The organism is Bradyrhizobium sp. BR 1433 (assembly GCF_051547665.1).
Lineage (GTDB): Bacteria > Pseudomonadota > Alphaproteobacteria > Rhizobiales > Xanthobacteraceae > Bradyrhizobium > Bradyrhizobium australafricanum.
In genome coordinates, this window is the sequence record NZ_JBPUGG010000001.1 from 7,858,694 (window position 1) to 7,880,062 (window position 21,369).

Annotated in this window: 19 protein-coding genes and 2 pseudogenes; 12 read left to right on the plus strand and 9 right to left on the minus strand. The window is 65.1% G+C overall.

What is annotated here, in order from left to right; genetic code table 11:
• Nucleotides 1-64: 64 nt before the first annotated feature.
• Together ACSKB9_RS37760 and ACSKB9_RS37765 are read right to left on the minus strand one after the other, a co-directional pair.
• Nucleotides 65-1,204, minus strand: a pseudogene (locus tag ACSKB9_RS37760) (thiolase C-terminal domain-containing protein).
• A gap of 4 nt (nt 1,205-1,208) precedes the next feature.
• Nucleotides 1,209-1,622, minus strand: a complete 414-nt coding sequence (locus tag ACSKB9_RS37765; protein ID WP_438079485.1) for a Zn-ribbon domain-containing OB-fold protein — start codon at nt 1,620-1,622, stop codon at nt 1,209-1,211.
• Nucleotides 1,623-1,853: 231 nt separating this feature from the next.
• Between ACSKB9_RS37765 and ACSKB9_RS37770 the strand changes: the two genes are divergently transcribed.
• From ACSKB9_RS37770 to ACSKB9_RS37815, 10 genes are all read left to right on the plus strand, one after another.
• Nucleotides 1,854-3,101 carry an amino acid ABC transporter substrate-binding protein gene (locus ACSKB9_RS37770; RefSeq protein WP_438079486.1) on the plus strand — a complete coding sequence of 416 codons (1,248 nt, stop codon included), beginning with the start codon at nt 1,854-1,856 and terminating at the stop codon, nt 3,099-3,101.
• Between the two features lie 45 nt (nt 3,102-3,146).
• Complete coding sequence (locus ACSKB9_RS37775) at nt 3,147-4,070, plus strand: branched-chain amino acid ABC transporter permease (protein WP_050386056.1); 924 nt, start codon at nt 3,147-3,149, stop codon at nt 4,068-4,070.
• Nucleotides 4,063-4,983 carry a branched-chain amino acid ABC transporter permease gene (locus ACSKB9_RS37780; protein ID WP_038386389.1) on the plus strand — a complete coding sequence of 307 codons (921 nt, stop codon included), beginning with the start codon at nt 4,063-4,065 and terminating at the stop codon, nt 4,981-4,983. The genes ACSKB9_RS37775 and ACSKB9_RS37780 overlap by 8 nt, the downstream gene beginning before the upstream one ends.
• Nucleotides 4,973-5,701 carry an ABC transporter ATP-binding protein gene (locus ACSKB9_RS37785; protein WP_438079487.1) on the plus strand — a complete coding sequence of 243 codons (729 nt, stop codon included), beginning with the start codon at nt 4,973-4,975 and terminating at the stop codon, nt 5,699-5,701. The genes ACSKB9_RS37780 and ACSKB9_RS37785 overlap by 11 nt, the downstream gene beginning before the upstream one ends.
• Complete coding sequence (locus ACSKB9_RS37790) at nt 5,691-6,410, plus strand: ABC transporter ATP-binding protein (RefSeq protein ID WP_438079488.1); 720 nt, start codon at nt 5,691-5,693, stop codon at nt 6,408-6,410. Before ACSKB9_RS37785 ends, ACSKB9_RS37790 begins: the two co-directional genes overlap by 11 nt.
• Nucleotides 6,411-6,516: 106 nt before the next feature.
• Nucleotides 6,517-7,866 (plus strand): amidase, encoded by a 1,350-nt coding sequence (locus tag ACSKB9_RS37795; protein WP_438079489.1) that lies wholly within the window; start codon nt 6,517-6,519, stop codon nt 7,864-7,866.
• Nucleotides 7,859-8,545, plus strand: a complete 687-nt coding sequence (locus ACSKB9_RS37800) for a DUF2848 domain-containing protein (RefSeq protein ID WP_028331749.1) — start codon at nt 7,859-7,861, stop codon at nt 8,543-8,545. The genes ACSKB9_RS37795 and ACSKB9_RS37800 overlap by 8 nt, the downstream gene beginning before the upstream one ends.
• A 251-nt stretch (nt 8,546-8,796) precedes the next feature.
• Nucleotides 8,797-9,540, plus strand: a complete 744-nt coding sequence (locus tag ACSKB9_RS37805; protein WP_438079490.1) for a 2OG-Fe(II) oxygenase — start codon at nt 8,797-8,799, stop codon at nt 9,538-9,540.
• A 13-nt stretch (nt 9,541-9,553) separates the two neighbouring features.
• Complete coding sequence (alkB, locus tag ACSKB9_RS37810; RefSeq protein ID WP_438079491.1) at nt 9,554-10,207, plus strand: DNA oxidative demethylase AlkB; 654 nt, start codon at nt 9,554-9,556, stop codon at nt 10,205-10,207.
• A 281-nt stretch (nt 10,208-10,488) separates the two neighbouring features.
• Nucleotides 10,489-11,703, plus strand: coding sequence for an MFS transporter (locus ACSKB9_RS37815; RefSeq protein WP_438079492.1), 1,215 nt, complete (start codon nt 10,489-10,491; stop codon nt 11,701-11,703).
• A gap of 88 nt (nt 11,704-11,791) precedes the next feature.
• Here the strand turns inward: ACSKB9_RS37815 and ACSKB9_RS37820 are convergent, their stop codons facing one another.
• The 6 genes and pseudogenes from ACSKB9_RS37820 to hpaH form a co-directional block, all read right to left on the minus strand.
• Nucleotides 11,792-13,420, minus strand: a complete 1,629-nt coding sequence (locus ACSKB9_RS37820) for a thiamine pyrophosphate-dependent enzyme (RefSeq protein ID WP_438079493.1) — start codon at nt 13,418-13,420, stop codon at nt 11,792-11,794.
• Between the two features lie 25 nt (nt 13,421-13,445).
• The gene (locus ACSKB9_RS37825; RefSeq protein ID WP_438079494.1) at nt 13,446-14,318 is read right to left on the minus strand and encodes a fumarylacetoacetate hydrolase family protein; all 873 of its coding nucleotides are present in this window, start codon (nt 14,316-14,318) and stop codon (nt 13,446-13,448) included.
• A 64-nt stretch (nt 14,319-14,382) separates the two neighbouring features.
• On the minus strand, nt 14,383-15,366 hold the full coding sequence (hpaD, locus tag ACSKB9_RS37830) for a 3,4-dihydroxyphenylacetate 2,3-dioxygenase (protein ID WP_092083316.1): 984 nt from the start codon (nt 15,364-15,366) through the stop codon (nt 14,383-14,385).
• 107 nt (nt 15,367-15,473) lie between these two features.
• The gene (gene hpaE / locus ACSKB9_RS37835) at nt 15,474-17,018 is read right to left on the minus strand and encodes a 5-carboxymethyl-2-hydroxymuconate semialdehyde dehydrogenase (RefSeq protein WP_438079495.1); all 1,545 of its coding nucleotides are present in this window, start codon (nt 17,016-17,018) and stop codon (nt 15,474-15,476) included.
• Nucleotides 17,011-17,409: a 5-carboxymethyl-2-hydroxymuconate Delta-isomerase gene (locus ACSKB9_RS37840; RefSeq protein WP_438079496.1), complete on the minus strand. Its 399-nt coding sequence runs from the start codon at nt 17,407-17,409 to the stop codon at nt 17,011-17,013. Before ACSKB9_RS37840 ends, hpaE begins: the two co-directional genes overlap by 8 nt.
• 21 nt (nt 17,410-17,430) lie before the next feature.
• Nucleotides 17,431-18,238, minus strand: a pseudogene (gene hpaH, locus ACSKB9_RS37845) (2-oxo-hept-4-ene-1,7-dioate hydratase).
• Nucleotides 18,239-18,348: 110 nt separating this feature from the next.
• Between hpaH and hpaR the strand changes: the two are divergent.
• A complete protein-coding gene (gene hpaR, locus ACSKB9_RS37850; protein WP_057015717.1) occupies nt 18,349-18,882 on the plus strand; it encodes a homoprotocatechuate degradation operon regulator HpaR in 534 nt (177 codons plus the stop codon).
• Between the two features lie 25 nt (nt 18,883-18,907).
• Here the strand turns inward: hpaR and ACSKB9_RS37855 are convergent, their stop codons facing one another.
• Nucleotides 18,908-19,903, minus strand: coding sequence for a GntR family transcriptional regulator (locus tag ACSKB9_RS37855; protein ID WP_092083321.1), 996 nt, complete (start codon nt 19,901-19,903; stop codon nt 18,908-18,910).
• Between the two features lie 289 nt (nt 19,904-20,192).
• Between ACSKB9_RS37855 and ACSKB9_RS37860 the strand changes: the two genes are divergently transcribed.
• A complete protein-coding gene (locus ACSKB9_RS37860) occupies nt 20,193-21,338 on the plus strand; it encodes an ABC transporter substrate-binding protein (protein WP_092083322.1) in 1,146 nt (381 codons plus the stop codon).
• Nucleotides 21,339-21,369: the final 31 nt, after the last annotated feature.

Consider the following 21,369-nt stretch of genomic DNA (forward strand, 5'->3'; position numbering starts at 1 on the left):
GCACCAGACCCGGAACCTCGAGGTTTCGGGTTCGCGCTTCGCGCGCCCCGGAACGACGGAGTTGTTACTTCTCGTTCGTAAAGATGATCGTGCCACTTGCGGCGAACATGCCGCCGACGCCGTGGCAGACCGAGATCTTTGCGTTCGGCACCTGCGCCGGCGCGATGCCGCGCATCTGCCGCACGCTCTCCTGCAGCGCGTACATGCCGTACATGCCGGAGTGCATGTAGCTGAGGCCGCCGCCATTGGTGTTGAGCGGCAGCTTGCCGCCGGGGCGGGTGTTGCCGTCGGCGATGAACTTGCCGGTCTCCTCGTACGGCATGAAGCCGAGGTCGCCGAGGCCGTAGAGCGGCAGATGCGCGAATGCGTCGTAGATCATCAGATGATCGACGTCCTTGTGGGTGATGCCGGCCTCCTTGAAGGCCAGCGGCCCTGCCACTTTGAAGGCGCGCGATCAGTCGAACGTCTTCATCTGGCTGACCATCGGCGTTTCCACGCTCTCGCCGGTGCCGAGGATGTAGACCGGCTTGTTCGGGAAATCCTTGGCGCGGTCGGCTGAGGTGAGGATCAGCGCGCCGCCGCCGTCGGTGACGAGGCAGCATTGCAGCAGCCGGAGCGGATAGGCGATCATCCGCGAGTTCAGGACGTCGGCGACGGTGATCGGATCCTTCATGGTCGCGCGCGGGTTCTTCGCCGCCCATTCGCGCTGCGCCACCGCGACCATCGCGAGCTGCTCATGCGTGATGCCGTGGGTCTTCATGAACCGCAGCACGGGAATCGGAAACATGCTCGGCGGCCCGTAGACACCGAACGGTGCCTCGAACTGGCCGTTGAGGCTGTCGGCGGGCGTGAAGCGCGGCTGCTTGCCGATCATCGACTTGCCGCTTTCGGCATGCGTGATCAGAACGGTCTTGCACAGGCCGGCCTCGATCGCGGCGGCGGCGTGGCGGACATGCAGCATGAAGGAGCAGCCGCCGACCGAGGTGCCGTCGACCCAGGTCGGCGTGATGCCGAGATAGTGCGCCATCTGCTGCGGGGTCTCGACCGCGGTAGCGAAGCCGTCGATGTCCGACAGCTTCAGGCCGGCATCCGCGATCGCATTCAGCGCCGCGTCCGCGTGCAACTGGATCTGCGACATGTTCGGGATGACGCCGAGTTCGGTGGTTTCGGCCGCACCGACGACGGCAACCTGGTTCCTGCGCATTGCGTTATCCCTTTGCCGGACGGAACAAAGGAAGCGTGATCTTGTCGTCGAGCGCCTCGAAGGCGACCTCGAGCCGCATGTCGAGCTCGAGCGCTTCCGGCGTCTGCGGACAATCGATGATGTTGCTCATCATGCGCGGACCCTCGTCGAGCTCCACGACGGCGATCGCATAAGGCGGCGTGAAGCCGGGCGCGGCGGGACGATGGTTGATGACGTAGCTGTAGAGCTTGCCCTTGCCGCTGGCCTTGAAGATCGAGACCTTGCGCGAGGCGCAGGAGGGGCAGAACGGCCGCGGCGGAAAGTAGACATTGGCGCAGGCATCGCAGTGCTGCAGGCGCAGCTCGCCAGCCTTGGTGCCATCCCAGAAATGCTGGGTCTCCGGTGTCGGCTTTGGTTTCGCGCGCGCGGGCTCGGCCATGTCTGATGTCTCCTCCCGAAATCGTTACAGTCTTGATGCGACATTGAACCAAGGCCCGTCAACGGTCCATCCATGCTCCGCGCAGCGGCCTGTGTCCCGCGCATGCCGCATATTCCGCCCCTCGCACAATTGCTAAGGCCGCGCTGCTTGTGTCGCTCCGATCCGGCGCGTAGAAGGGCCGCGTCCAAGATACGTCCAAGACACGTTCAAGATAGCCGGGAGGAACATATCATGCTGAGGATCATCGGCGCGGCACTCGCTGCCAGCCTCGCATTTGCCACGCAGGCGATGGCCGCCGACGCACCGTCGGAGATCAAGATCGGCACGCTCTATGCGTCGTCGGGGCGCTACGCCTCGATCTCGATGCCGGTCTACAGCTCGCTGAAATTGTGGGTCGAACAGAAGAACGCCGAGGGCGGCGTGTTCGTGAAGGCGTTCGACAAGAAGATCCCGATCAAGCTCGTCTCCTATGACGACCAGAGCAACACCGCGACCGCCTCGACGCTTTATAATCAGCTCGTCACCCAGGATAAGGTCGATCTCCTGGTCGCCGATTCCGGATCGGTGCTGACGGCGCCCGCGGTTGCGATCGCGCGCGATCACAAGATGTTCCTGTTCGACCAGACCGGCACCGGCGCGAGCTTCTTCTCCAAGGACAATCCCTACATCGCGCTGATGGCCGATCCGGTGTCGACGGTGTGGCCGAAGCCGGTCGCGGACTTCATCAGCCATGACGGCCCTGGCCTCGGCATCAAGAAGGTCGCGATCCTCTATTCGACCAACGAGTTCACCGGCACCCAGGCCAACGCGTTCCGCAAGTTCGTCAAGGAGTCCGGCGCGCCGATCGAGATCGTCTATGACCAGGGCGTTCCGACCGAGACCACCAACTACAACGTCATCATCAACAACATCAGCAACGCCAATCCGGACGCGGTGATCCATTTCGGCTATGCGCCGAACGACATCGCCTTCCTGCGCAACGTCCAGGACGTCGGCACCAAGTTCAAGATGCTGTTCGCGATCTATGCCGGCCTCGAGACCGAGTTGCTCGAGAAGAACGTTGGCGCCAAGGGCCTCGAGCACATCTGGACCTATGTGCCGCCGTCCGAATTGGACTATCCCGTCAATTTCGGGATGAACATGAAGGATTTCCGCGCCGCCTGGATCAAGAAGTACAACGACGGCAAGATGGAGTTCGGCTTCAACGCGGTCGCCGGCTACACCACGGCGCTGGTGATCGAGAAGACGCTGTCGGTTGCGACCAGCCTCGACCAGATGGAGCTGCGCCGGGCAGTTTTCTCGCTCAGCGGCCAGCTCAAGACGCTGGACGGCACCTTTGCCTTGGATGAGACCGGCGGTCAGATCGGTGAACTGACGCCGCTCGGCCAGCTCACGGTCGACGAGCACGATCACATCAAGTTCGTCTCGATCTATCCGCACGAGACCGCCACCGGCAAGCCGATCTATCCGGCGCCGTGATGCAGGTGAGTGCGGCAGGCGTAACCTTCGGCGGCGAGCGGTAGCATGACCTATGCGCTCGTTGCCGGCGTGCTGTTCGGGCTGTATTTCAGCCTGGTCGGCATCGGTCTCAATCTCGTGTTCGGCGTCATGCGCATCGTCAACCTTGCGCATGGCGACATCCTGATGCTGGGCGCCTTCATCGCGCTCGGCGTGGTCGGCCTAGCCGGCATCGACCCGTTGTTCGCGGTGCCGCTCGCCTTCGTGGTGTTCGTGCTGGTGGGCGTGCTGCTGTACTGGGTGCTGGTGCCGCGGCTGCAGGGCTCGGCCAATCCGGAAATGCTGTCGATCATCCTGTTCTTCGGCCTGTCGCAGGTGATCGAGGCCGTCACCACGATCTTCGCCGGCACCAGCGAGCGCTCGATCCAGAGCCGGCTGCTCGGCACCGTGTTCACGACCATCAAGGTGAAGTGGTTCGGCGGCAAGGCGGGCGGGGCAGGGCCGATCCAGATCTTCGGCCAGGGCTTTCCCGCGCCCTGGGTGATCGCGGCCATCACCAGCCTGATCGCGATCGCGCTGGTCTACCTCTACCTCTACCACACAAGGCTCGGCACCCTGACCCGCGCGGTGATGTCACGGCGCGACGAGGCATTGGCGACCGGCATCGATGTCGATCGCGTCTCGGCTGCGGCGTTCGGTATCGGCCTCGGCATCGCGGCGGTCGCCGGCGTGTTCGCGCCCTTCATGTTCGGCTCGGTGACGCCGGCGTTCGGCGCCGACGCGACCGTGACGTCGTTTGCGATCGTCGTGCTGGGTTCGCTGGGCAATCCGCTCGGCACCGCGCTCGGCGGTGTCGTCTACGGTCTCTGCTACATGCTGGTGCAGACCTATCTCAGTTCCTGGGCCGACTTGCTGCCCTATGTGTTGCTGATCGTGATCCTGTTGTTGCGCCCGAGCGGTCTGCTCGGAAGGCGGGTGCGCGTTGCATAACGCCTCGAAACACCTGCTGTTCATCTTGGCGCCGTTGGTGGTGGTGTTCGCACTGCTGCCCGGCGTCTATCAAAACCATCTGCTGCTGTTCAACTTCGTGATCTTCCTGATCCTCGCGCAAGGCGTGAACATCATCTATGGCTTCACCGGCTATCTGCCATTCGGCTATGTCGGCTTCTTCGGCGCCGGCGCCTATGGCTTCGCCATCATGGTGATGCATCTGCAGACGCCGGCGCCGCTCGCCGTGCTGGTCGGCGGCGTCGTGGCGGTTGCGCTCGGCCTGCTATTGACGCCACTGCTGCGGCTGTCGGGTGCATATTTTGCGATCGCCAACCTCGCGGCCTCGCTCGCGGTGCTGCATTTCGTCGCCAACCCCGCGCTGGAGGGGATCACCAAGGGCCCCTACGGCGTGTCGCTCACCGGCACCTTCAACCCGACCCACGCCTACTATGCCGCGGTCGTCGTGATGGCGCTGACGGTCGGCGCCGTGGTCTATCTGAAGAACTCGCCGTTCGGGCTGGCGCTGCAGGCCGTGCGCGAGGATGCGGTGTCGGCCTCGATGGCCGGCGTCAATATCGTGAAGATGCGGGTGATTGCCTGGCTCGCCTCGGCGCTGGTCGCCGGCCTCGCCGGCGGCATCTACGCCTGGTACGTCTCGGTGTTCTATCCGGACAACGTGTTCTCCGGCGAGTTCTCGATCTTCGCGATCGTGTTCGCGCTGTTCGGCGGCGTTGCCACCATCACCGGCCCGATCGTCGGTGTGCTGATCCTTTACGGCATCTACAATCTGATCGGGTTCACGACGCCGCAATATTTTCAGCTGATCTATGGCCTTTTGATCATGGGCCTGGTGCTGTTCCTGCCCGCAGGACTGGTGTCGCTGGCAACCCGCAGGGGGTGGCATGTCCCCTGAGAAAAGCCCGATCCTTGAGGTCTCCAAGCTGGTCAAGCGCTTCGGCGGTTTCCATGCGCTCGACGGCCTCAGCTTTCACGTCGTGCCGGGTGAGATCCTCGGTCTCGTCGGCCCGAACGGCTCCGGCAAGACCACGGCGATCAATGTGATCTCCGGTCTCTATGCGCCCGACGGCGGCGAGGTCGTGTTCGACGGCGCATCCGCCGGAGGCGTCGCCTCGCACAAGCTCGTTCATCGCGGCATCAACCGCACCTTCCAGGTGCCGAAGCCGTTCCTGTCGCTGACGGTACGCGAGAACATCCAGGTGGCGCTGGCCTATGGCGGCGCGACCGGCGCGCCGTCGATCGCCGAACTGCTCGAGGATTTCAGGCTGAAGGAGGTCGCCGACCGTCCGGCCGCCGATCTCAACAGCGCGCAGCAGAAGATGCTTGATCTGACCCGTGCGCTCGCCACGCGGCCGCGGCTGCTGCTGCTCGACGAACTCGCGGCCGGCCTCAACCCGGCGGAGCTCGACTGGATCGCCGGCCGCATCAAGGCCTTGGCCGCGACCGGCATGGCGATCATCGTGGTCGAGCATCTGATGGGGTTCATCGAGCAGATCACCGATCGCGTCATCGTGCTCAATGCGGGCAAGGAGATCTTCGAGGGCACGCTGGCGACCGCTGTACGCGAGCCGCAGGTGGTTGAGGTATTTTTGGGAGGCGAGCATGCCCATTGATGCGGTGTCGCTTCTGGACACCAGGGGCGTCGATGCCGGCTACGGCACCATGCAGGTGCTTTGGGGCGTCGATCTCGACGTCCGCCCCGGCGAGACCGTGCTGCTGCTCGGGGCCAACGGCGCGGGCAAGACCACGTTCCTGAAGTCCCTGGTGGGCCTGATCGAAGCCCGCAGTGGCCACATCAAGCTCGGCGGGGAGGACATCACCAGGATGCGCTCGTCGGACCGCATGAAGCGCGGCATGACCTACATGTCGGAGCTTGCGGTGTTTCCCGACCTGTCGATCGAGGAGAACATCCGCGTCGGCGCGCAGGCGCTGGGGCATGCCAATCCGGGCGCGCGGGTCGACGAACTGTACGGCCTGTTCCCGGTGCTGCGCGACAAGCGCCGCGATCCCGCGTCCAGCCTGTCCGGCGGTCAGCGCAAGATGCTCGGCATCGCCAAGGCGCTGTCGGCCGAGCCGAAGCTGCTGGTGATGGACGAGCCCTCGGCCGGGCTGTCGCCGCTGTTCGTCAAGGAAGTGCTGCGCGCCTTGTCGAGCCTGCAGGGCCGCGGGCTGGCACTCTTGATCGCCGAGCAAAATATCGGTTTCCTCGAGATTGCCACCCGCGTATTCGTGCTGGAAGGCGGGCGGATCCGTTTCTCTGGCACGGTTGCCGAGATGAGCGGCAATGAAGAGCTGCACCGCGCCTATTTCGGGCTGAAGTGATGCGAGGTGAGGGGCCGGCGGACTGGAAATCGGCCCCGGTTCGCGCGACAATCAGCTGCAAGCCATGAAGTGCCAGCCGTGAAGTGCAAGCCGTGAAGTGAAAGCCATGCCCAAGAATCCGACACTCGCCTCCCTGGCCGCCGATCTCGCCGGCGGCGCGACCTCTGCCCGCAAGCTCGTCGAGCAGTGCATCGCCAAAATCGCTGATCCCTCAGGCGAGGGCCAACGCACCTTCATCCATGTCGACCGCGACGCCGCGCTGGAGGCCGCCGACGCCATGGACCGGCTGCGCAAGGCCAATGCCGCGCCGTCGCCATTTGCCGGCATTCCGGTTTCGATCAAGGACCTGTTCGACATCAAGGGGCAGGTGACGCGGGCGGGCTCGCGCGCGCTGGAGGATTCCGCGCCGGCGGATGCCGATGCACCTGTCGTGGCGCGGCTCAAGCGCGCCGGCTTCATCGTGATCGGCCGCACCAACATGACCGAGTTCGCCTATTCCGGCATCGGCATCAATCCGCATTACGGCACGCCGAAGAGCGCCTGGAACCGGAGCGCCGGCCACGTGCCGGGCGGCTCGTCCTCGGGGGCGGCGGTCTCGATCGCGGACGGCATGGCGTTCGGCGCGCTCGGTACCGATACCGGCGGCTCCTGCCGGATTCCCGCCGCCTTCAACGGCATCGTCGGCTACAAGCCGACGCAACGCCGGATTCCGCTCGATGGCGGCGTGCCGCTGTCGTTCACGCTCGACAGCTACGGCCCGCTGGCCAATTCGGTGGCCTGCTGCGCCGCGCTCGACGCGGTGCTGGCGGATCAGCCGGTGACGCCGGTCTCGCCGCGCCCGGTGAAAGGCATGCGGCTCGCGGTGCCGACCACGGTCGCTCTCGACGACCTCGACGATGCCGTCGCGAAAACCTTCGAGCGCGCGCTCGCGGCGTTGTCGCGCGCAGGCGCCTTGATCGAGCGGATCGAGGTGCCCGAATTGCTCGATGTCGGCGTCATGAACGCCAAGGGCGGCTTTGCCGCCGCCGAAAGCTATGCCTGGCATCGCTTCCTGCTGGCCAGCAAGGGCGACATCTACGATCCGCGCGTCGCCGTGCGCATCCAGCGCGGCGAGGGCTTTCCGGCCGCCGACTATATCGATCTGCTCAACGCACGCCGCTCCTTCATCGCCCGTACCGAGAAGCGGATCGCGGCCTATGATGCGATGGTGCTGCCGACCACGGCGAACCTGCCGCCTACGATCGCCAGCCTCGCCGACGACAAGGCGTTCGCCACCGAGAATTTGCGCGCGCTGCGCAATTGCACGCTGATCAATGTGCTCGACGGCTGCGCGATCTCGCTGCCCGCGCATCACGAGGGCGAGGCGCCGGTCGGCCTGATGCTCGCCGCCGCGGGCGGTTCGGATCGGCGCATTTTCGAGCTCGCTGCCGGAATGGAGACCGTGATCCGTGTTTGATCTCACCTTCAATGTCGACGACAAGGGCGTCGCCACTCCGCTCACACTGGAAATCAGGCAGGCCGTGATCGCCGGCTGGACCGGCCGCGATCCGGTGGCGCGCGACAAGCATATCGCCGAGCTCGAGGCGCTCGGCATCGCGCGGCCCGCGACGACGCCGATCTACTACCGCTGCTCGGCGCGCCGGCTCACCTTCGCCGATGCCATCGAAGTCTGCGGCGAGGACTCGAGCGGCGAGGTCGAGTTCGTGCTGATCGGCTGGCAGGGCCGCATTTTCGTCGGCTGCGGCTCCGACCACACCGACCGCAAGGTCGAGAGCTACAGCGTCACGGTGTCGAAGCAGATGTGCGACAAGCCGATGGCGTCGGAGCTGTGGGAACTCGAGGACGTCATCGGCCACTGGGACCAGCTGGTGCTGCGCTCCTGGGCCGTGATCGGCGGCCAGCGCGTGCTCTATCAGGAAGGCACGCTCGATCACATGCTGCCGGTGAAGGACCTGATCGCGCGCGGCTTCGACCAGGGCGCGCTGCCGGACGGTTGCGCCATGTTCGGCGGCACCTTCGCCGCCAAGGGCGGCATCCGCCCGGCCAGCCGGTTCGAGTTCGAGCTGGAAGACCCGGTGCTGAAGCGGAAGATCAGCCACGGCTACGATGTGGTGACGCTGCCGGTGAGGGGCTGATTTCGTCGCAGGTCGTGCCAGAAAAAGTCGGCTAACACTCTCTCCACGCGTCGTCCCGGCGAATGCCGGGACCCATGACCACAGAGTGTTGTGGTTGGCACGCTGTGGCCCCACCGATCTCAACAACTGACGACGGTGGCTATGGGTCCCGGCTTTCGCCGGGACGACACCGTAATTGTGGTGACGTTCTCTGCATCTTTCGATCGGAAATCGGGTGGCGCTGGCCGCAATCAGGGGCCAGATTCCGTCCCATGACAGCAACAGCCAAAACCATCACGCGTCCACCCACCGGCATCCCGGCCCGCGTCGACGGGCTCGACTGGGACCGGATCAACACCGACCTCGACGGGCAGGGATGCGCTGTCCTCAACGGCCTGCTGACGCCTGGGGAATGCGATGCCATCGCCGCGCTGTATCCCGACGACAGCCAGTTCCGTAGCCGGATCGTGATGGGCCGTCACGGCTTCGGCCGCGGCGAGTACAAGTATTTCTCCTATCCGCTGCCGGATTTGATCGCAGAGCTGCGGCCGGCGCTCTATACGCGGCTTACCGCGACAGCCAATCGCTGGAACGAGACGATGGGGATCGATATCCGATATCCTCCGTCGCACGCGGCGTTCCTGAAGCGCTGCCATGACGCCGGACAGACGCGGCCGACGCCGCTGCTGCTGCAATATGGCGAGGGTGACTACAATTGCCTGCATCAGGATCTCTATGGCGAGCATGTGTTCCCGATCCAGGTCGCGATCCTGCTGTCGCAGCCCGGGCGCGATTTTACGGGTGGCGAATTCGTGCTGACCGAGCAGCGACCGCGGATGCAGTCGCGGCCCGAGGTGGTACCGCTCACCAAGGGCGACGCGGTGGCCTTTGCCGTGCATCATCGACCGGTGCAGGGGACGCGCGGACCGTATCGTGTCAATCTGCGCCACGGCGTTAGCAGGATTCGCTCCGGCCATCGCCACACCGTTGGTGTGATCTTCCACGACGCGAAGTGAGTGCGAGAGAGGCGTGGCCACCGATCTGTTCGAGACCATTGGCGATGCCCGGCCATCGCGCGAGACGATCGCGGATGGCGCGGTGCTGTTGCGCGGCTTTGTCCGGCCGTTCGAGGCCGAGCTGATCCCGGCATTGCGCGTCATCGTCAAGCAGGCGCCGTTCCGGCATCTGATCACGCCGGGCGGCCACCGCATGTCGGTCGCGATGACAAATTGCGGCAGCCTCGGCTGGGTCTCCGATCCCCGCGGCTATCGCTATGATCCGATCGATCCAGACTCGGGACAGCCTTGGCCTGAAATGCCGGAGGTGTTGCGCAGGCTCGCCGCAGGCGCCGCTGATGAAGCCGGCTTCAACGGCTTCGCGCCCGAGGCCTGCCTGATCAATCGCTACGTCCCCGGCGCAAAACTGTCGCTGCATCAGGACAAGGACGAGCTCGACTACCGCGCACCGATCGTGTCGATCTCGATCGGGCTGCCGGCGATCTTCCTGTTCGGTGGCCTGCAGCGCAGCGACACGCCGCGCCGCTATCGACTCGAACATGGCGACGTTGCGGTGTGGGGCGGCCCGTCACGGCTATTTTATCACGGCGTGGCACCGCTCGCCGATGGCGAGCACAGCGTGCTCGGCCGCCAGCGCATCAATTTGACGTTCCGCAAGGTGCGCTAGCTATTGCGCGGCGGCGGGCGGTTACACAATTTCGGAATAATGGAAATATACTGCTGATTTGCCCGACGCGTCAAGCGCTATTCTGAATGCTGGCGGCCGCTTGCTCCTTTGCATGGGGTTGTTTTCGATATTTTGGTAGCGTGTACCCTTGCTTCGCCGCTTCAGTGCAAAATTGCTATGCAACTTTGTCGCGAGGTCCTCTCGATGACGACGAAGGGAGCATCCGACGCAGTCAGACCAAAGGCCTCCCGCAAGCGGGCCTGGTGGTCTAAACTCGGATCATGATCACCAAGGCCAACCGCGCCGTCAACCGCACCGGCGTCTATCTCGCCGTGCTGCAGCTCGTCTTCACGCTGGGCTGGACCACCTACCTGATCTACCTGCCCAAGCTGTGCGCCGATGTCGGCATCGCGCCTTTGACCGTCATCCTGATCCTGATGATGGACCAGGGCATCTTCACCGTCACCGACACGGCGATGGGCATGGCTGCCGACAGGATCTCGAGCCTGGTCGGCCGCCTTGGCTTGTTTGTCGGTATCCTTGCCGCGATCTCCTGCGCCGCCTTCATCGCGCTGCCTTACGTCGCCGGCACCGGGCCGGGCGCGAGGGTCTGGCTGATCGTGCTGATCGTGATCTGGGCCGTGACGTCGTCGGCCTTGCGGGCGCCGCCGCTGACGCTGCTCGGCAAGTATCGCGCGCAACCCTCGGTGCCGTTCCTCGCGGCGCTGGCGATGCTGGGTTACGGCGTTGCGGGCGCGGTCTCGCCCTATCTTGGCGTCGTGCTGCGCAACCACGATGCACGGCTGCCGTTCATGCTGTCGGGCGTCGTGCTGCTGCTGACCGCGCTCGCCTTCTCAGGCGTCGAGCGCCGCATCGCGACAGAGGCGCAGCCGGCGCGGCTGGCGCCCCCGGCGAAGCGGCTCGGCGCGGTGCCGATGTTCCTGATCGGATCGATGGTGCTGCTGTCGCTCGGCTACCAGCTGCACTTCAACATCAACAGCGCGCCGTTCTATTTGCGCTTTGCCAAGGCGGGCGAGCTGCAATGGCTGATGCCGGTATTCTGGATCGGCTTCAACATCGCGATGTTTCCGGCAAGCATCGTCGTCAAGCATCGCGGCGGCCTGATCGTGATGGGCGCGGCGGGACTGCTCGGTGCCTTTGCGATCATCGCCGCCGAGATCGCCGGCAGTCTCAACGTCCTGATCGTGGCGCAATTCATGGCGGGGGCCGCTTGGGGCTGCATGCTGATGAGCGCGGTGTCCGCGGCGCTCGCGATCGGGGAGACCGGCGCGGAAGGCAAGGTCACCGGCCTCGTGTTCTCGGCGCTGGCGCTTGCGACCTTTGCGCGGATGGCGGCCGTCGCGGGTGGCCTGCAGAAGATGCCGGACTATGCGCCGCTGGTGCATTGGGCGCCGGTCGCCTGCTGGTCGGTCGCCGGCGCCGGCCTGCTCGTGATCGCCGCGTCACGGCTGCAACGCGTGGTGAAGAGCGCTTAGTCTTCACCGTCGTTCCGGGGCGCGCGCAGCGCGAACCCGGAACCTCGAGATTCCGGGTTCGATGCTGCGCATCGCCCCGGAATGACGGCTAACTGTTGCGCGCCGGATGGATGAACGCCCAGGGCGAGACTTCCGAATCCGTCGGCACTTCCACCGAGATCACGTAAGGGCCGCCGTCGGCCAGCGCCTTCTCCAGCACGGGGCGGAAGTGATCCGGCGAGGTGACGCGCGCGGCGCCGACGCCGAAGGATTCTGCAAGCTTCACGAAGTCCGGATTCACCAGGTCGGAGGCGACGACGCGGCCGTCGAAGCGTTCGCGCTGGTCGCGGCGGACGTTGCCATAGGCGTTGTTGTTGAACACCAGCGTCACCACGCCGATCTTGAACTGCACGGCGGTGGCAAGCTCTTGCACGCCGAACATGAAGCCGCCGTCGCCAGTGATCGCGACCACCGGCTTGTCCGGATTGGCGACCTTGGCGCCGAGCGCGGTCGGGAAACCCGAGCCGAGCGTGCCCTGGTAGCCTGAGGTGACGAAGGTCCGCGGCTCGTAGATCGGAAAGCCGTACCAGGAGGCGAAACCGACCTGAGACAGCTCGTCGGTGACGATGGCGCTCGCCGGCAGCACCTCGCGCAAAATCTTCAGATAGGCCATCTGCGGCTGGATGCGCTGGATCTCCTGCTCGGTCGCGGCCGTCGCCTCGCGGATCGCGGCGCGGCGGCCGGAGGTCTTGCGGTAACCCACCTTGCGCACGGCGGCGACGAGATCGGCGGTGCCGGCCTTGGCGTCCGCGATCACACCGGCATCGGCCGGCCAGCGCCGCAGCTCGACCGGATCGATGTCGATGCGCACGCATTTCAGTCCGGTGGGCTGGTAGGGCCAGCGCGACATCGTCGGCAGCTCGAGGCGCGTGCCGATGCCGATCATCAGATCGGTCTTCGGCCAGAGCTTGTAGGCCGAAGCCATGGTGAGCCCGAGTTCATGCGCGTTGGAGACGATGCCGCGGCCGCTGCGGAATGCGACGACCGATGCGTCGATCATCTCGGCCAATTCGAGGATCTCCTCGCGCGCCTCGATGGCGCCGCTGCCGACGAAGATCATCGGCGCCTTGCTGCCGGCGATCAGGTCGGCAGCTGCCTTGATACGGTCTGGATCGGGCTGCGGCGCCGGCAACGGATCGAACGGCTTGACGGGGGCGACCTGGGTGCGCTGTGTGAACACGTCCCACGGCATCTCCAGCGAGGCCGGGCCACGCCGGCCCGACAGCATCTCCTGGAACGCGCGCGACACCAGCGCGGGCGCGTTGTCGGGATATTCGATCCGGTCGGCCCATTTCACGAAGGTGCGCAGCGTCGCCAGCTGGTCCGGCATCTCGTGCAGATGGCCGCGGCCCTTGCCCAGAAACTGCGTCGGCACCTGACCAGTCAGGCACAGCACCGGCTCGTTGCAGCCGAATGCGGTGAGTAGCGCCGCCGAGGCGTTGAGCACGCCGGGGCCGGGCACCACGCTGAACACGCCGGGCTTGCCGCTGGAGCGCGCATAGCCGAACGCCATGTAGCCGCAGGCCTGCTCATGCCGGGCGCCGATCACCTTGAGCTGGGCCTGGTGGAAGGCATCGAACAGGCCATAGATCTGCGCGCCGGGCAGGCCGAACACGGTGTCGACGCCGTGGGCGACAAGGCCGTTGACGATCGCTTCGCCGCCGGATGTTGAGGTCATGGCACTGTCCACTTTGCTTGCGAGGTTAGGTGGCTTCGTCGACGACGCCATTGCGCAGGATGCCGACGCCTTCGGCCTCGACCTCGACGACATCGCCGGGCTTCAGATAGCGCGGCGGATCGAACCGCGCACCTGCGCCGGTTGGGGTGCCCGTGACGATGATGTCGCCGGGAACCAGCGTCGTGAAGGTCGAGATGTAGTTGATGAGGTAGCGGAAGCCGAAGATCAAGCGCGAGGTGCGGTCGTCCTGGCGGGTCTCGCCGTTCACCCGCGTGGTCAGACGGATATCGGCGATCTGCGTTTCACCGGTGTAGGGCACGATCCACGGGCCGAGGCTGCCGGTGGAATCGAAGTTCTTGCCCTGGGTGACGTTGAACTTGGCGTGCCGCACCCAGTCGCGGATGGTGCCTTCATTGCAGAGCGTGACCGCGGCGATGTGATCGAGCGCGGCGCTCTCCGCAATGTCCCGGCCGGCCTTGCCGATCACCAGGACCAGCTCGCCCTCATAGTCGAGCTGCGGCGAGATGCGCGGCCGCACCACCGGCGTGTTGTGGCCGACGAAGGAGCGCGGCACCCGCAGGAACATGCTCGGGTATTTCGGCGCGTCCGAGCCGTCCTTGTATTCGGCATTGCGGTCCGGGTAGTTGACGCCGATGCAGATGATCTTTTCCGGCGCCGGGATCGGCGGTTGCCAGTCGACTGCGTCGAGCGCATGGTCGGGCGCGCGCCTGGCGGCATCCTCCACGAGCCTGCTCAGCGCGCCGGCGGCGATCGCCTCGCGCAGCGTCGGATAGTCCTTGGCGAAGCGCGACGAGAGGTCGACGATGCCGGTGTCGGTGACGACGCCATAGCTGGTGGCGCCGTTGAAGGAATAGGTGGCGAGGCGAGGAGAGGGCATCAGTAGTCCCATAATCGGTGTCGTCCCTGCGAAAGCAGGGACGACGTGAGGAGGAAGGCGCGCACTAGTCCGCGACCAGCACGTCGGCGACGAAGCGCGGCTCGCGCACCGCTTGGCCGGCGAAGGTCGAGCCTTCCTCGAACCAGGAGCGCGGCGCCGGCGCGCCCCACAGCGTCTGGCGGCGCGGATCGCGCAGCGACCAGCGCAGCGGCTCATGGTCGTGATCGCCGGTGAAATAATCGCTGGTGTAGAGCTCGATGCGGTGGCCGTCGGGATCGCGGATGTACAGGAAGAAGGCGTTGGAGATGCCGTGCCGGCCAGGGCCGCGCTCGATGTTCTTGAGGTAGCCGGAGGAGGCCATCACGTCGCAGAGATGCACGATGTTCATCGCGGTCGGTACCCAATAGGCGATGTGGTGCAGGCGCGGGCCGCGGCCGTTGGTGATCGCGAAGTCGTGGACGTTGCCCTTGCGGTGCATCCAGGCGGCTGCGATGCGGCCGTTGTCGCCGTCCTCCTCGGCATATTCGGTGAGGCGGAAGCCGAGCCGGGCGTAGAAATCGACGGTGTCCTGCACTTCGGCGGCGAACACGTTGAAATGGTCGAGCCGCTGCGGATGGCAGCCCTTGTAGAGATCGTAGCGCCGCAAGAGATGCGGGCGCTTCTCCATCGTGGCGTAAAGCTCGATCTGGAAGCCGAACGGATCGGTGAATTGCAGGGTGCGGCCCTGGAACGGCTGGTCGACGAAAGCGTAGGCGATGCCGTTCTCGGAGAAGAAGGCGGCGGCCTTGTCGAGGTCGCCGTCGTTGCCGACCTTGAAGCCAAGCCGGTTGCAGGCCGCCTTCGGCGCCTTGCGCAGCACCACCGAGTGATGCTGGTGCTCCTCGCTCGCGCGCAGATACACCGACTTGTCGTCGCGGTCCTCGATGTGGAGGCCGACGGTCTTCTCGTAGAAGGCGGCGCTCTTGTCGAGGTCCGTGACGTCGAGCACGGCGTGGCTGCAGCGGATGATGTTGAACGGCGGATCGAAAACGTGCGTTGGAACGGGCATCGGTGTTTCCCCTCAATTCTATCGTCATTCCGGGGCTCGCGAAGCGAGAACCCGGAATCTCGAGGTTCCGGGTTCGATGCTGCGCATCGCCCCGGAACGACGGCTGGCTAAATTCCCAGTTTCTGAATCTTGTGCGTCCCGCGCGCGAGCGAGACGTGCTTGGTTTCCATGTAGAAGTCGAACGAGTAGTCGCCGCCGTCGCGGCCGATGCCTGACGACTTCATGCCGCCGAACGGGGTCGGCAGATGGCGGACGTTCTCCGAATTGAGCCAGATCATGCCGGCTTCCAGCGCATCCGCCACGCGCAGCGCGCGGCCCATGTCGCCGGTCCAGACATAGCCGGTCAGGCCGTACTGCACGCCGTTGGCGATCTCGATGGCGTCAGCTTCGTCCTTGAACGGGATCACGGTCAGGAACGGGCCGAACACCTCCTCCTGCGCGACGCGCATTTTTGCGTTCGCGCCGGTCACCAGCGTCGGCTGCACATAGTGGCCGCCGCCAGGACCGTCATGCGGCTTGCCGCCGACCGCGATCGTGGCGCCGTCGTTCTTGGCGACGTCGAAATAGCTGCACACCTTGGCGAGATGCCGCTCATGGATCAGCGGCCCGATCTCGGTGGCGGGATCGAGGGGGTGGCCAACCTTGAGCGCCTTTACGCGTTGGGTCAGCTTCTCGATGAACTTGCCGGCGACGCTCTCCTGAACCAGCAGCCGGCTCGACGACGTGCAGCGCTCGCCATTGAGCGAGTAGATCATGAACACGACGGCATCGAGCGCGCGATCGAGATCGGCATCATCGAATACGATCACCGGGTTCTTGCCGCCGAGCTCGAAATGCACCCGCTTCAAGGTCGGCGCGCCCTGCGCCATGATCGCTGAGCCCGTCGCGCTCTCGCCGACGAAGCCGATCGCCTTGATGGCGGGGTGCTCGGTCAGCGCCTTGCCGGCCTCTTCGCCGAAACCATGCACGGTGTTGAGCACGCCGTCGGGGATGCCGGCCTGTTTTGCGAGTTTGACCAGCAGATCGGCGGTGACGGGCGACCATTCCGCCGGCTTGTGCACCACGGTGCAGCCGGCCGCGAGCGCCGGCGCGATCTTCCAGGTCGAGAGCATGAACGGCGTATTCCACGGCGTGATCACGCCGACCGGGCCGATCGGCACGCGGGTCGAGATGTTCCAGTGCTCGTCCGAAGGCGTGTTGAGACCGTCGCGGGCCTCGCCGCATTTGTCGGCGAAGAAGCGGAAATTCTCCGCGGCGCGGATCGCGGCCTTGGCCATGAAGCGGTGCGCCTGGCCGGTGTCGATGCATTCGAGCACGGCGATGTCGTCGGCGCGCGCCTCGATCGCATCGGCGACGCGATGCAGCAGCTTGCGGCGCTGCGCCGCCGGCATGTCGCGCCAGGCCTTGAAGGCCTTGGACGCCGCGGTTGCGGCACGGTCGATATCCTCGGCATTGCCGCGTGCGACCGTCGCCAGCACCGTGCCGTCAATCGGCGATCTCGTCTCGAAGGTCTGGCCGGAGGCCGCCGGCACGATCTTGCCGTCGATCACATGGCCGATGCCTTCGGCTTTCAAGCTTGCAAGCAGCGGGCCGGCGCGATCGCGGTTGGCCTGGAACACGTCGGCTGGCGATTTCGCTGTCGCTTTATCCATTGACCGTCTCCACCTTCAGTGCGTCGTGGATGTTGTTGCGTTTCCAGCTAGTTTCCTTGTCGTTGATCTGCATGTCGAACGACAACGCGAATTTGCTGTTGGCGAAGACCGGATCGAGATGAGCCGATAGCGCCTTGAAGATGTACTCGCCGGCCTTCTTGCGGGTGGCGAGATCGCGGCCTTCGCCGAGCCGCAGCACCATGTCGAGGAAACCGTAATACTTGCGGCCGTCGGCGATCGCGTAGTGCTCGCATCTGACGGCACGGACGCGGATGCCGCCGAGCGGGAAGATGCCGGTCTCGACCGCGGCCTTGCGGACCAGTTCGACCGTCGCGCCCATGTCGACCAGATCGTCGAGATTGGCAGAGTATTCAAGCGTGAAATGCGGCATGCAGCGCTCCTCCTGAAGGCGTCAGGCGAAGTAGCAGCTTACGGAACCATACGGTCCGTAGTCGGCCTGGATGGTGTCGCCCTTGCGGGTCTCGATCGGACGGATGAAGGAGCCCGCCAGCACGACCTGGCCGGCTTCCAACGCCAGCCCGTTCGGCGCGATCTTGTTGGCGAGCCACGCCACCGCGGTCGCCGGATGATTCAACACGCCGGCGGCCAGGCCGGTTTCCTCGAGCTGGCCATTTCGGAAGCACAGCGCGCCGATCCAGCGCAGGTCGGCGTCCAGCGGGCGGATCGGCCGGCCGCCGAGCACGATGCCGGCATTGGCGGCGTTGTCGGCGATGGTGTCGAAGATCTTGCGGGTCACCTTGGTCTCGGGATCGACGCGCTCGACCCTGGTATCCAGGATCTCCAGCGCCGGTACCACGAAATCGGTCGCGTTCAGCACATCGAACAGTGTGCAGTTCGGCCCGGTCAGGCGATGCTTCATCACGAAGGCAAGCTCGGCCTCGACGCGGGTGGCGATGAAGCGGTCGGTCGGGACCAGGCCGCCATCGGCGAAGAACATGTCGTCGAGCAGGATTCCGGAATCGGGCTCGTCGATATTGAGCGCGCTCTGCATCGCCTTCGAGGTCAGGCCGATCTTGTGGCCCTTGACGACGCGGCCCTGCGCCACCTTCATCTCGACCCAGGCCTTCTGAATCGCGTAGGCGTCTTCGAGGGTGATGCGGGGGTATTCCAGCGAGAAGCTGGCGGATTTGCTTGCGGGTCTTTTCCGCGCCGTCGAGCCGTTCGGCGGCAGCGCGGATATCGTCCTTGGAGAGGGCCATGCGTGCTACACAAAAGTGGATGTCGGGAGATGATTAACATGTTAAGTGAATTCCCGCAAACTGAATCAAGGCATGTTGCAACGCAAAATTTCGTTGCGCAGGATTAGGTAATGGCGCGCAAAAATTCGAACGACATTCGGCCGGGGCAGGGCGAGGACGTGGCGGCGCGACGGACCCCGATGCGCGAGTTCTCGCGCTCGCTGCCGATGTCGCTGCTTCGCGCCCGCGAGGCGGTGATGCGGCAATTCCGTCCGTCGCTGCGCAATCACGGGCTGACCGAGCAGCAATGGCGGATCCTGCGCGCGCTCACCGCGGTCGACGAGATCGAGGTCACCGAACTCGCCCGCATGGCGTTTCTGCTCGGCCCGAGCCTGTCGCGAATCCTTCGCGATCTCGAGGGCCGCGCGTTGATCGAGCGCAAGGCAGCGGAGAACGACGCGCGGCGCGCGGTGGTTTCGATCTCCGCCAAGGGGTTGAAGCTGATCGAGGCGGTGGCGCCGACGTCGGAGACGATCTATGCCGAGATCACCCGGCGCTTCGGGGCGCGCAAGCTTGCCGAATTGCAGGAGATGCTGGGCGCGCTCGAAGCGAGCCTGGCCGGAATGGGCTCGTCCGATGACGCCGAGGTCGAGGCTGACGAGTAGCTTCGATCATGCGCGGCATTCGCGCTCAGGCCATGTAGGGCACGCGCGAAATCACGTTGATGGCGCGGAATTCGGCAATCCAGCCCGCGACCTTCGAGTGGGACCATTCGATATGGCGGCGCAAGATGGCTGCCGCCGCGTCGCCGTCACGCGTGCGCAAGGCCTCGATGATCACCAGATGCTCGTCCATGAAGGAATCGATCTGCGGCGCGGTCAGGGCGACCTGAATGTGCTTGCCGATCACGAAAGCGCAGTGGGTGCGCTTGAGGGCTTCGATCATCTCGCGATTGGCGCCGTAACCCAGGCAGCGGATATGGAGGTCGCCTTCGATCTCATCGAGTTCGCCGACGCCGACGCGGTCGCGGTGCTGGATCCCCTCGCGCAGCCGCTCCGCCATGCGGTCGAGCAGGGCGGCAGGAATTGTCGCCGTCGCGGATTTGAGGAGCAGCGGCTCGAGCGTTGCGCGCACCTCGAAGATGTCGCGGAGGCGGTCCTCGTCCAACGGCACCACGTACCAGTGCGCCTTGGCGCCCTTCTCGAGGATGCCGATCGCCTGCGCGCGCAGCAGCAGGTTGCGCGCCACCGTGCGCCCCACCCGGAAATGCCGCGCCAATGCGAGCTCGCTGACGCGGAAGCGTCCGAACAGCGACCGGTAAATGATCTCACGTTCGAGCTTGTAGTAGAGCGTATCCCAGGCGTCGCTGCGCACGGCATCGACGGGGCCGTCGGTCAGCCCAAACATTTCCGGTGTGATCGGGACGCGCCGAGGGTCGACCTTGCGCTTGCCGGCGATGACGCCGCGACCGTCGAACCGCCGCACCAGGCCGATATGCTCGAGCTGTTCGAAAGCCTGCCGCACCGGAGAGCGGCTGGAGCCGAACAAGGTCGCGATCGCCGATTCGGAAAGAACCGTGCCAGGTGGCACGTCACCAGCGCGGATGTGCTTTGCCAATGCGCTCTTGATCAGCGCGTAGGCCGGCTGTTTTCGTCTGGTTTGCGATTTCGCTCGTGGAATCGACATGGAATGGCTGCCCGCTGGCCACACTATCACGTGATCGCGTCATGGTCGCTCGTAGCAGGCATTTACGCACCTCTGCCAGCGAACTTTTGACTATTGCGTGCAATGTGCAATCATGTTTAGCTGGGTCAAACGCCAGATTGATGGTCGCCGTTGCACGGCTTGCGCGCTGCAGCGGTGCTCACGTTTGCTCGTCGCGCCGTTTGATGGCTGCGGACGGGCCAACAGATCGACGCGTCAGCTCGTCTCAACGCAGCCGACAGCAAGTTCGGCGCATCACAGGGAGGATGGAATGAAACTGACGAGACGTGAGTTTTCCGCCAGCTTGGCGGCAGGTCTCGCTGCACCCGCGCTGATGCGCAGCGCTTGGGCGCAGGGTGCGACGATCAAGATCGGCATGTGCGTGCCGGTGACCGGACCCGCGGCGGAGCAGGGGCTGTGGGCCCAGAACGGCGCCAAGCTGGCGCTGGCCGCGGTCAACAAGGCCGGCGGCGTGCTCGGCAAGCAGGTCGAACTCGTCATCGAGGACGATCAGACCACCAATCCGGGCATCGTGCTGGCATTCTCCAAGCTCGCCGCGCAATCCGACATCGTCGCCTTCCTCGGCTCGATCCGCTCGACCCAGGTGCAGGCGATGGCGCCCGACGTGATCAAGGTCGGCAAGCCGGTGATGATCGGCGGCACCAATCCCGACCTCACCCATTCCGGCAATCCCTGGCTGTTCCGCTTCCGTCCGAACGACAATTATTCCGGCCGCGTGATCGCCGACTTCGGCGTCAATACGCTCGGAAAGAAGAAATGGGCGATCGTGCATTCGACCGACGCCTTCGGCACGGCGGGCGGCAAGGCGCTCTCGGAAGCGCTGACCAAGCTCGGCGCGCCGCCGGTGCTCGACCAGGGCTATGCCAATCAGAGTCAGGACTTCACCCCGGTCGTACTGGCCGTGAAGCAGTCCGGCGCTGACGTGCTCGGCACCTACTTCACCTTCGAGAACGATCTCGGCATCTTTGCCCGGCAGCTGCGCCAGCTCGGCGTCAACATTCCCTGGGTCGGCTCGCCCTCGGTGGTGGCGGTCTCCTCGACCAAGCTCGCCGGCCCCGCGCTGTTCAACACCTACGGCGTCGCCGACTTCGCCGAGGATTCAAGCGATGCGGCGAAGGCGTTCGGCAAGGCCTATCGCGATGCCTACAAGACCGCGCCCGACAACCAGAGCGCTTGGCCCTACGATGCGATCACCATCCTGTCGGCGGCAATCAACAAGGCCGGCTCGACCGATCCGAACAAGATCCGCGACGCCATCCTCGCGACGCAGAAGTTCGCCGGCGCCGAGGGCGAGTACAATTTCGACAAGAACGGCGACGGTCTGCACGGCTACAATGTCGTGAAGAACGACAAGGGCAAGATCGTCTACGACAAGCATATCGACTTCAACGATTGATAGCGGTTCGGCCTCTCCGGGCCACCTCGGA

Coding starts and splice junctions, on each gene's coding strand:
- ACSKB9_RS37840 (WP_438079496.1), bottom strand. CDS start 17,409: ATGCCGCATTTCACGCTTGAATACTCTGCCAATCTCGACGATCTGGTC.
- ACSKB9_RS37790 (WP_438079488.1), top strand. CDS start 5,691: ATGCCCATTGATGCGGTGTCGCTTCTGGACACCAGGGGCGTCGATGCC.
- ACSKB9_RS37855 (WP_092083321.1), bottom strand. CDS start 19,903: ATGTCGATTCCACGAGCGAAATCGCAAACCAGACGAAAACAGCCGGCC.
- ACSKB9_RS37805 (WP_438079490.1), top strand. CDS start 8,797: ATGACAGCAACAGCCAAAACCATCACGCGTCCACCCACCGGCATCCCG.
- ACSKB9_RS37825 (WP_438079494.1), bottom strand. CDS start 14,318: ATGCCCTCTCCTCGCCTCGCCACCTATTCCTTCAACGGCGCCACCAGC.
- ACSKB9_RS37770 (WP_438079486.1), top strand. CDS start 1,854: ATGCTGAGGATCATCGGCGCGGCACTCGCTGCCAGCCTCGCATTTGCC.
- ACSKB9_RS37775 (WP_050386056.1), top strand. CDS start 3,147: ATGACCTATGCGCTCGTTGCCGGCGTGCTGTTCGGGCTGTATTTCAGC.
- ACSKB9_RS37815 (WP_438079492.1), top strand. CDS start 10,489: ATGATCACCAAGGCCAACCGCGCCGTCAACCGCACCGGCGTCTATCTC.
- ACSKB9_RS37820 (WP_438079493.1), bottom strand. CDS start 13,420: ATGACCTCAACATCCGGCGGCGAAGCGATCGTCAACGGCCTTGTCGCC.
- ACSKB9_RS37795 (WP_438079489.1), top strand. CDS start 6,517: ATGCCCAAGAATCCGACACTCGCCTCCCTGGCCGCCGATCTCGCCGGC.
- ACSKB9_RS37860 (WP_092083322.1), top strand. CDS start 20,193: ATGAAACTGACGAGACGTGAGTTTTCCGCCAGCTTGGCGGCAGGTCTC.
- ACSKB9_RS37785 (WP_438079487.1), top strand. CDS start 4,973: ATGTCCCCTGAGAAAAGCCCGATCCTTGAGGTCTCCAAGCTGGTCAAG.
- hpaD (WP_092083316.1), bottom strand. CDS start 15,366: ATGCCCGTTCCAACGCACGTTTTCGATCCGCCGTTCAACATCATCCGC.
- hpaR (WP_057015717.1), top strand. CDS start 18,349: ATGGCGCGCAAAAATTCGAACGACATTCGGCCGGGGCAGGGCGAGGAC.
- ACSKB9_RS37765 (WP_438079485.1), bottom strand. CDS start 1,622: ATGGCCGAGCCCGCGCGCGCGAAACCAAAGCCGACACCGGAGACCCAG.
- hpaE (WP_438079495.1), bottom strand. CDS start 17,018: ATGGATAAAGCGACAGCGAAATCGCCAGCCGACGTGTTCCAGGCCAAC.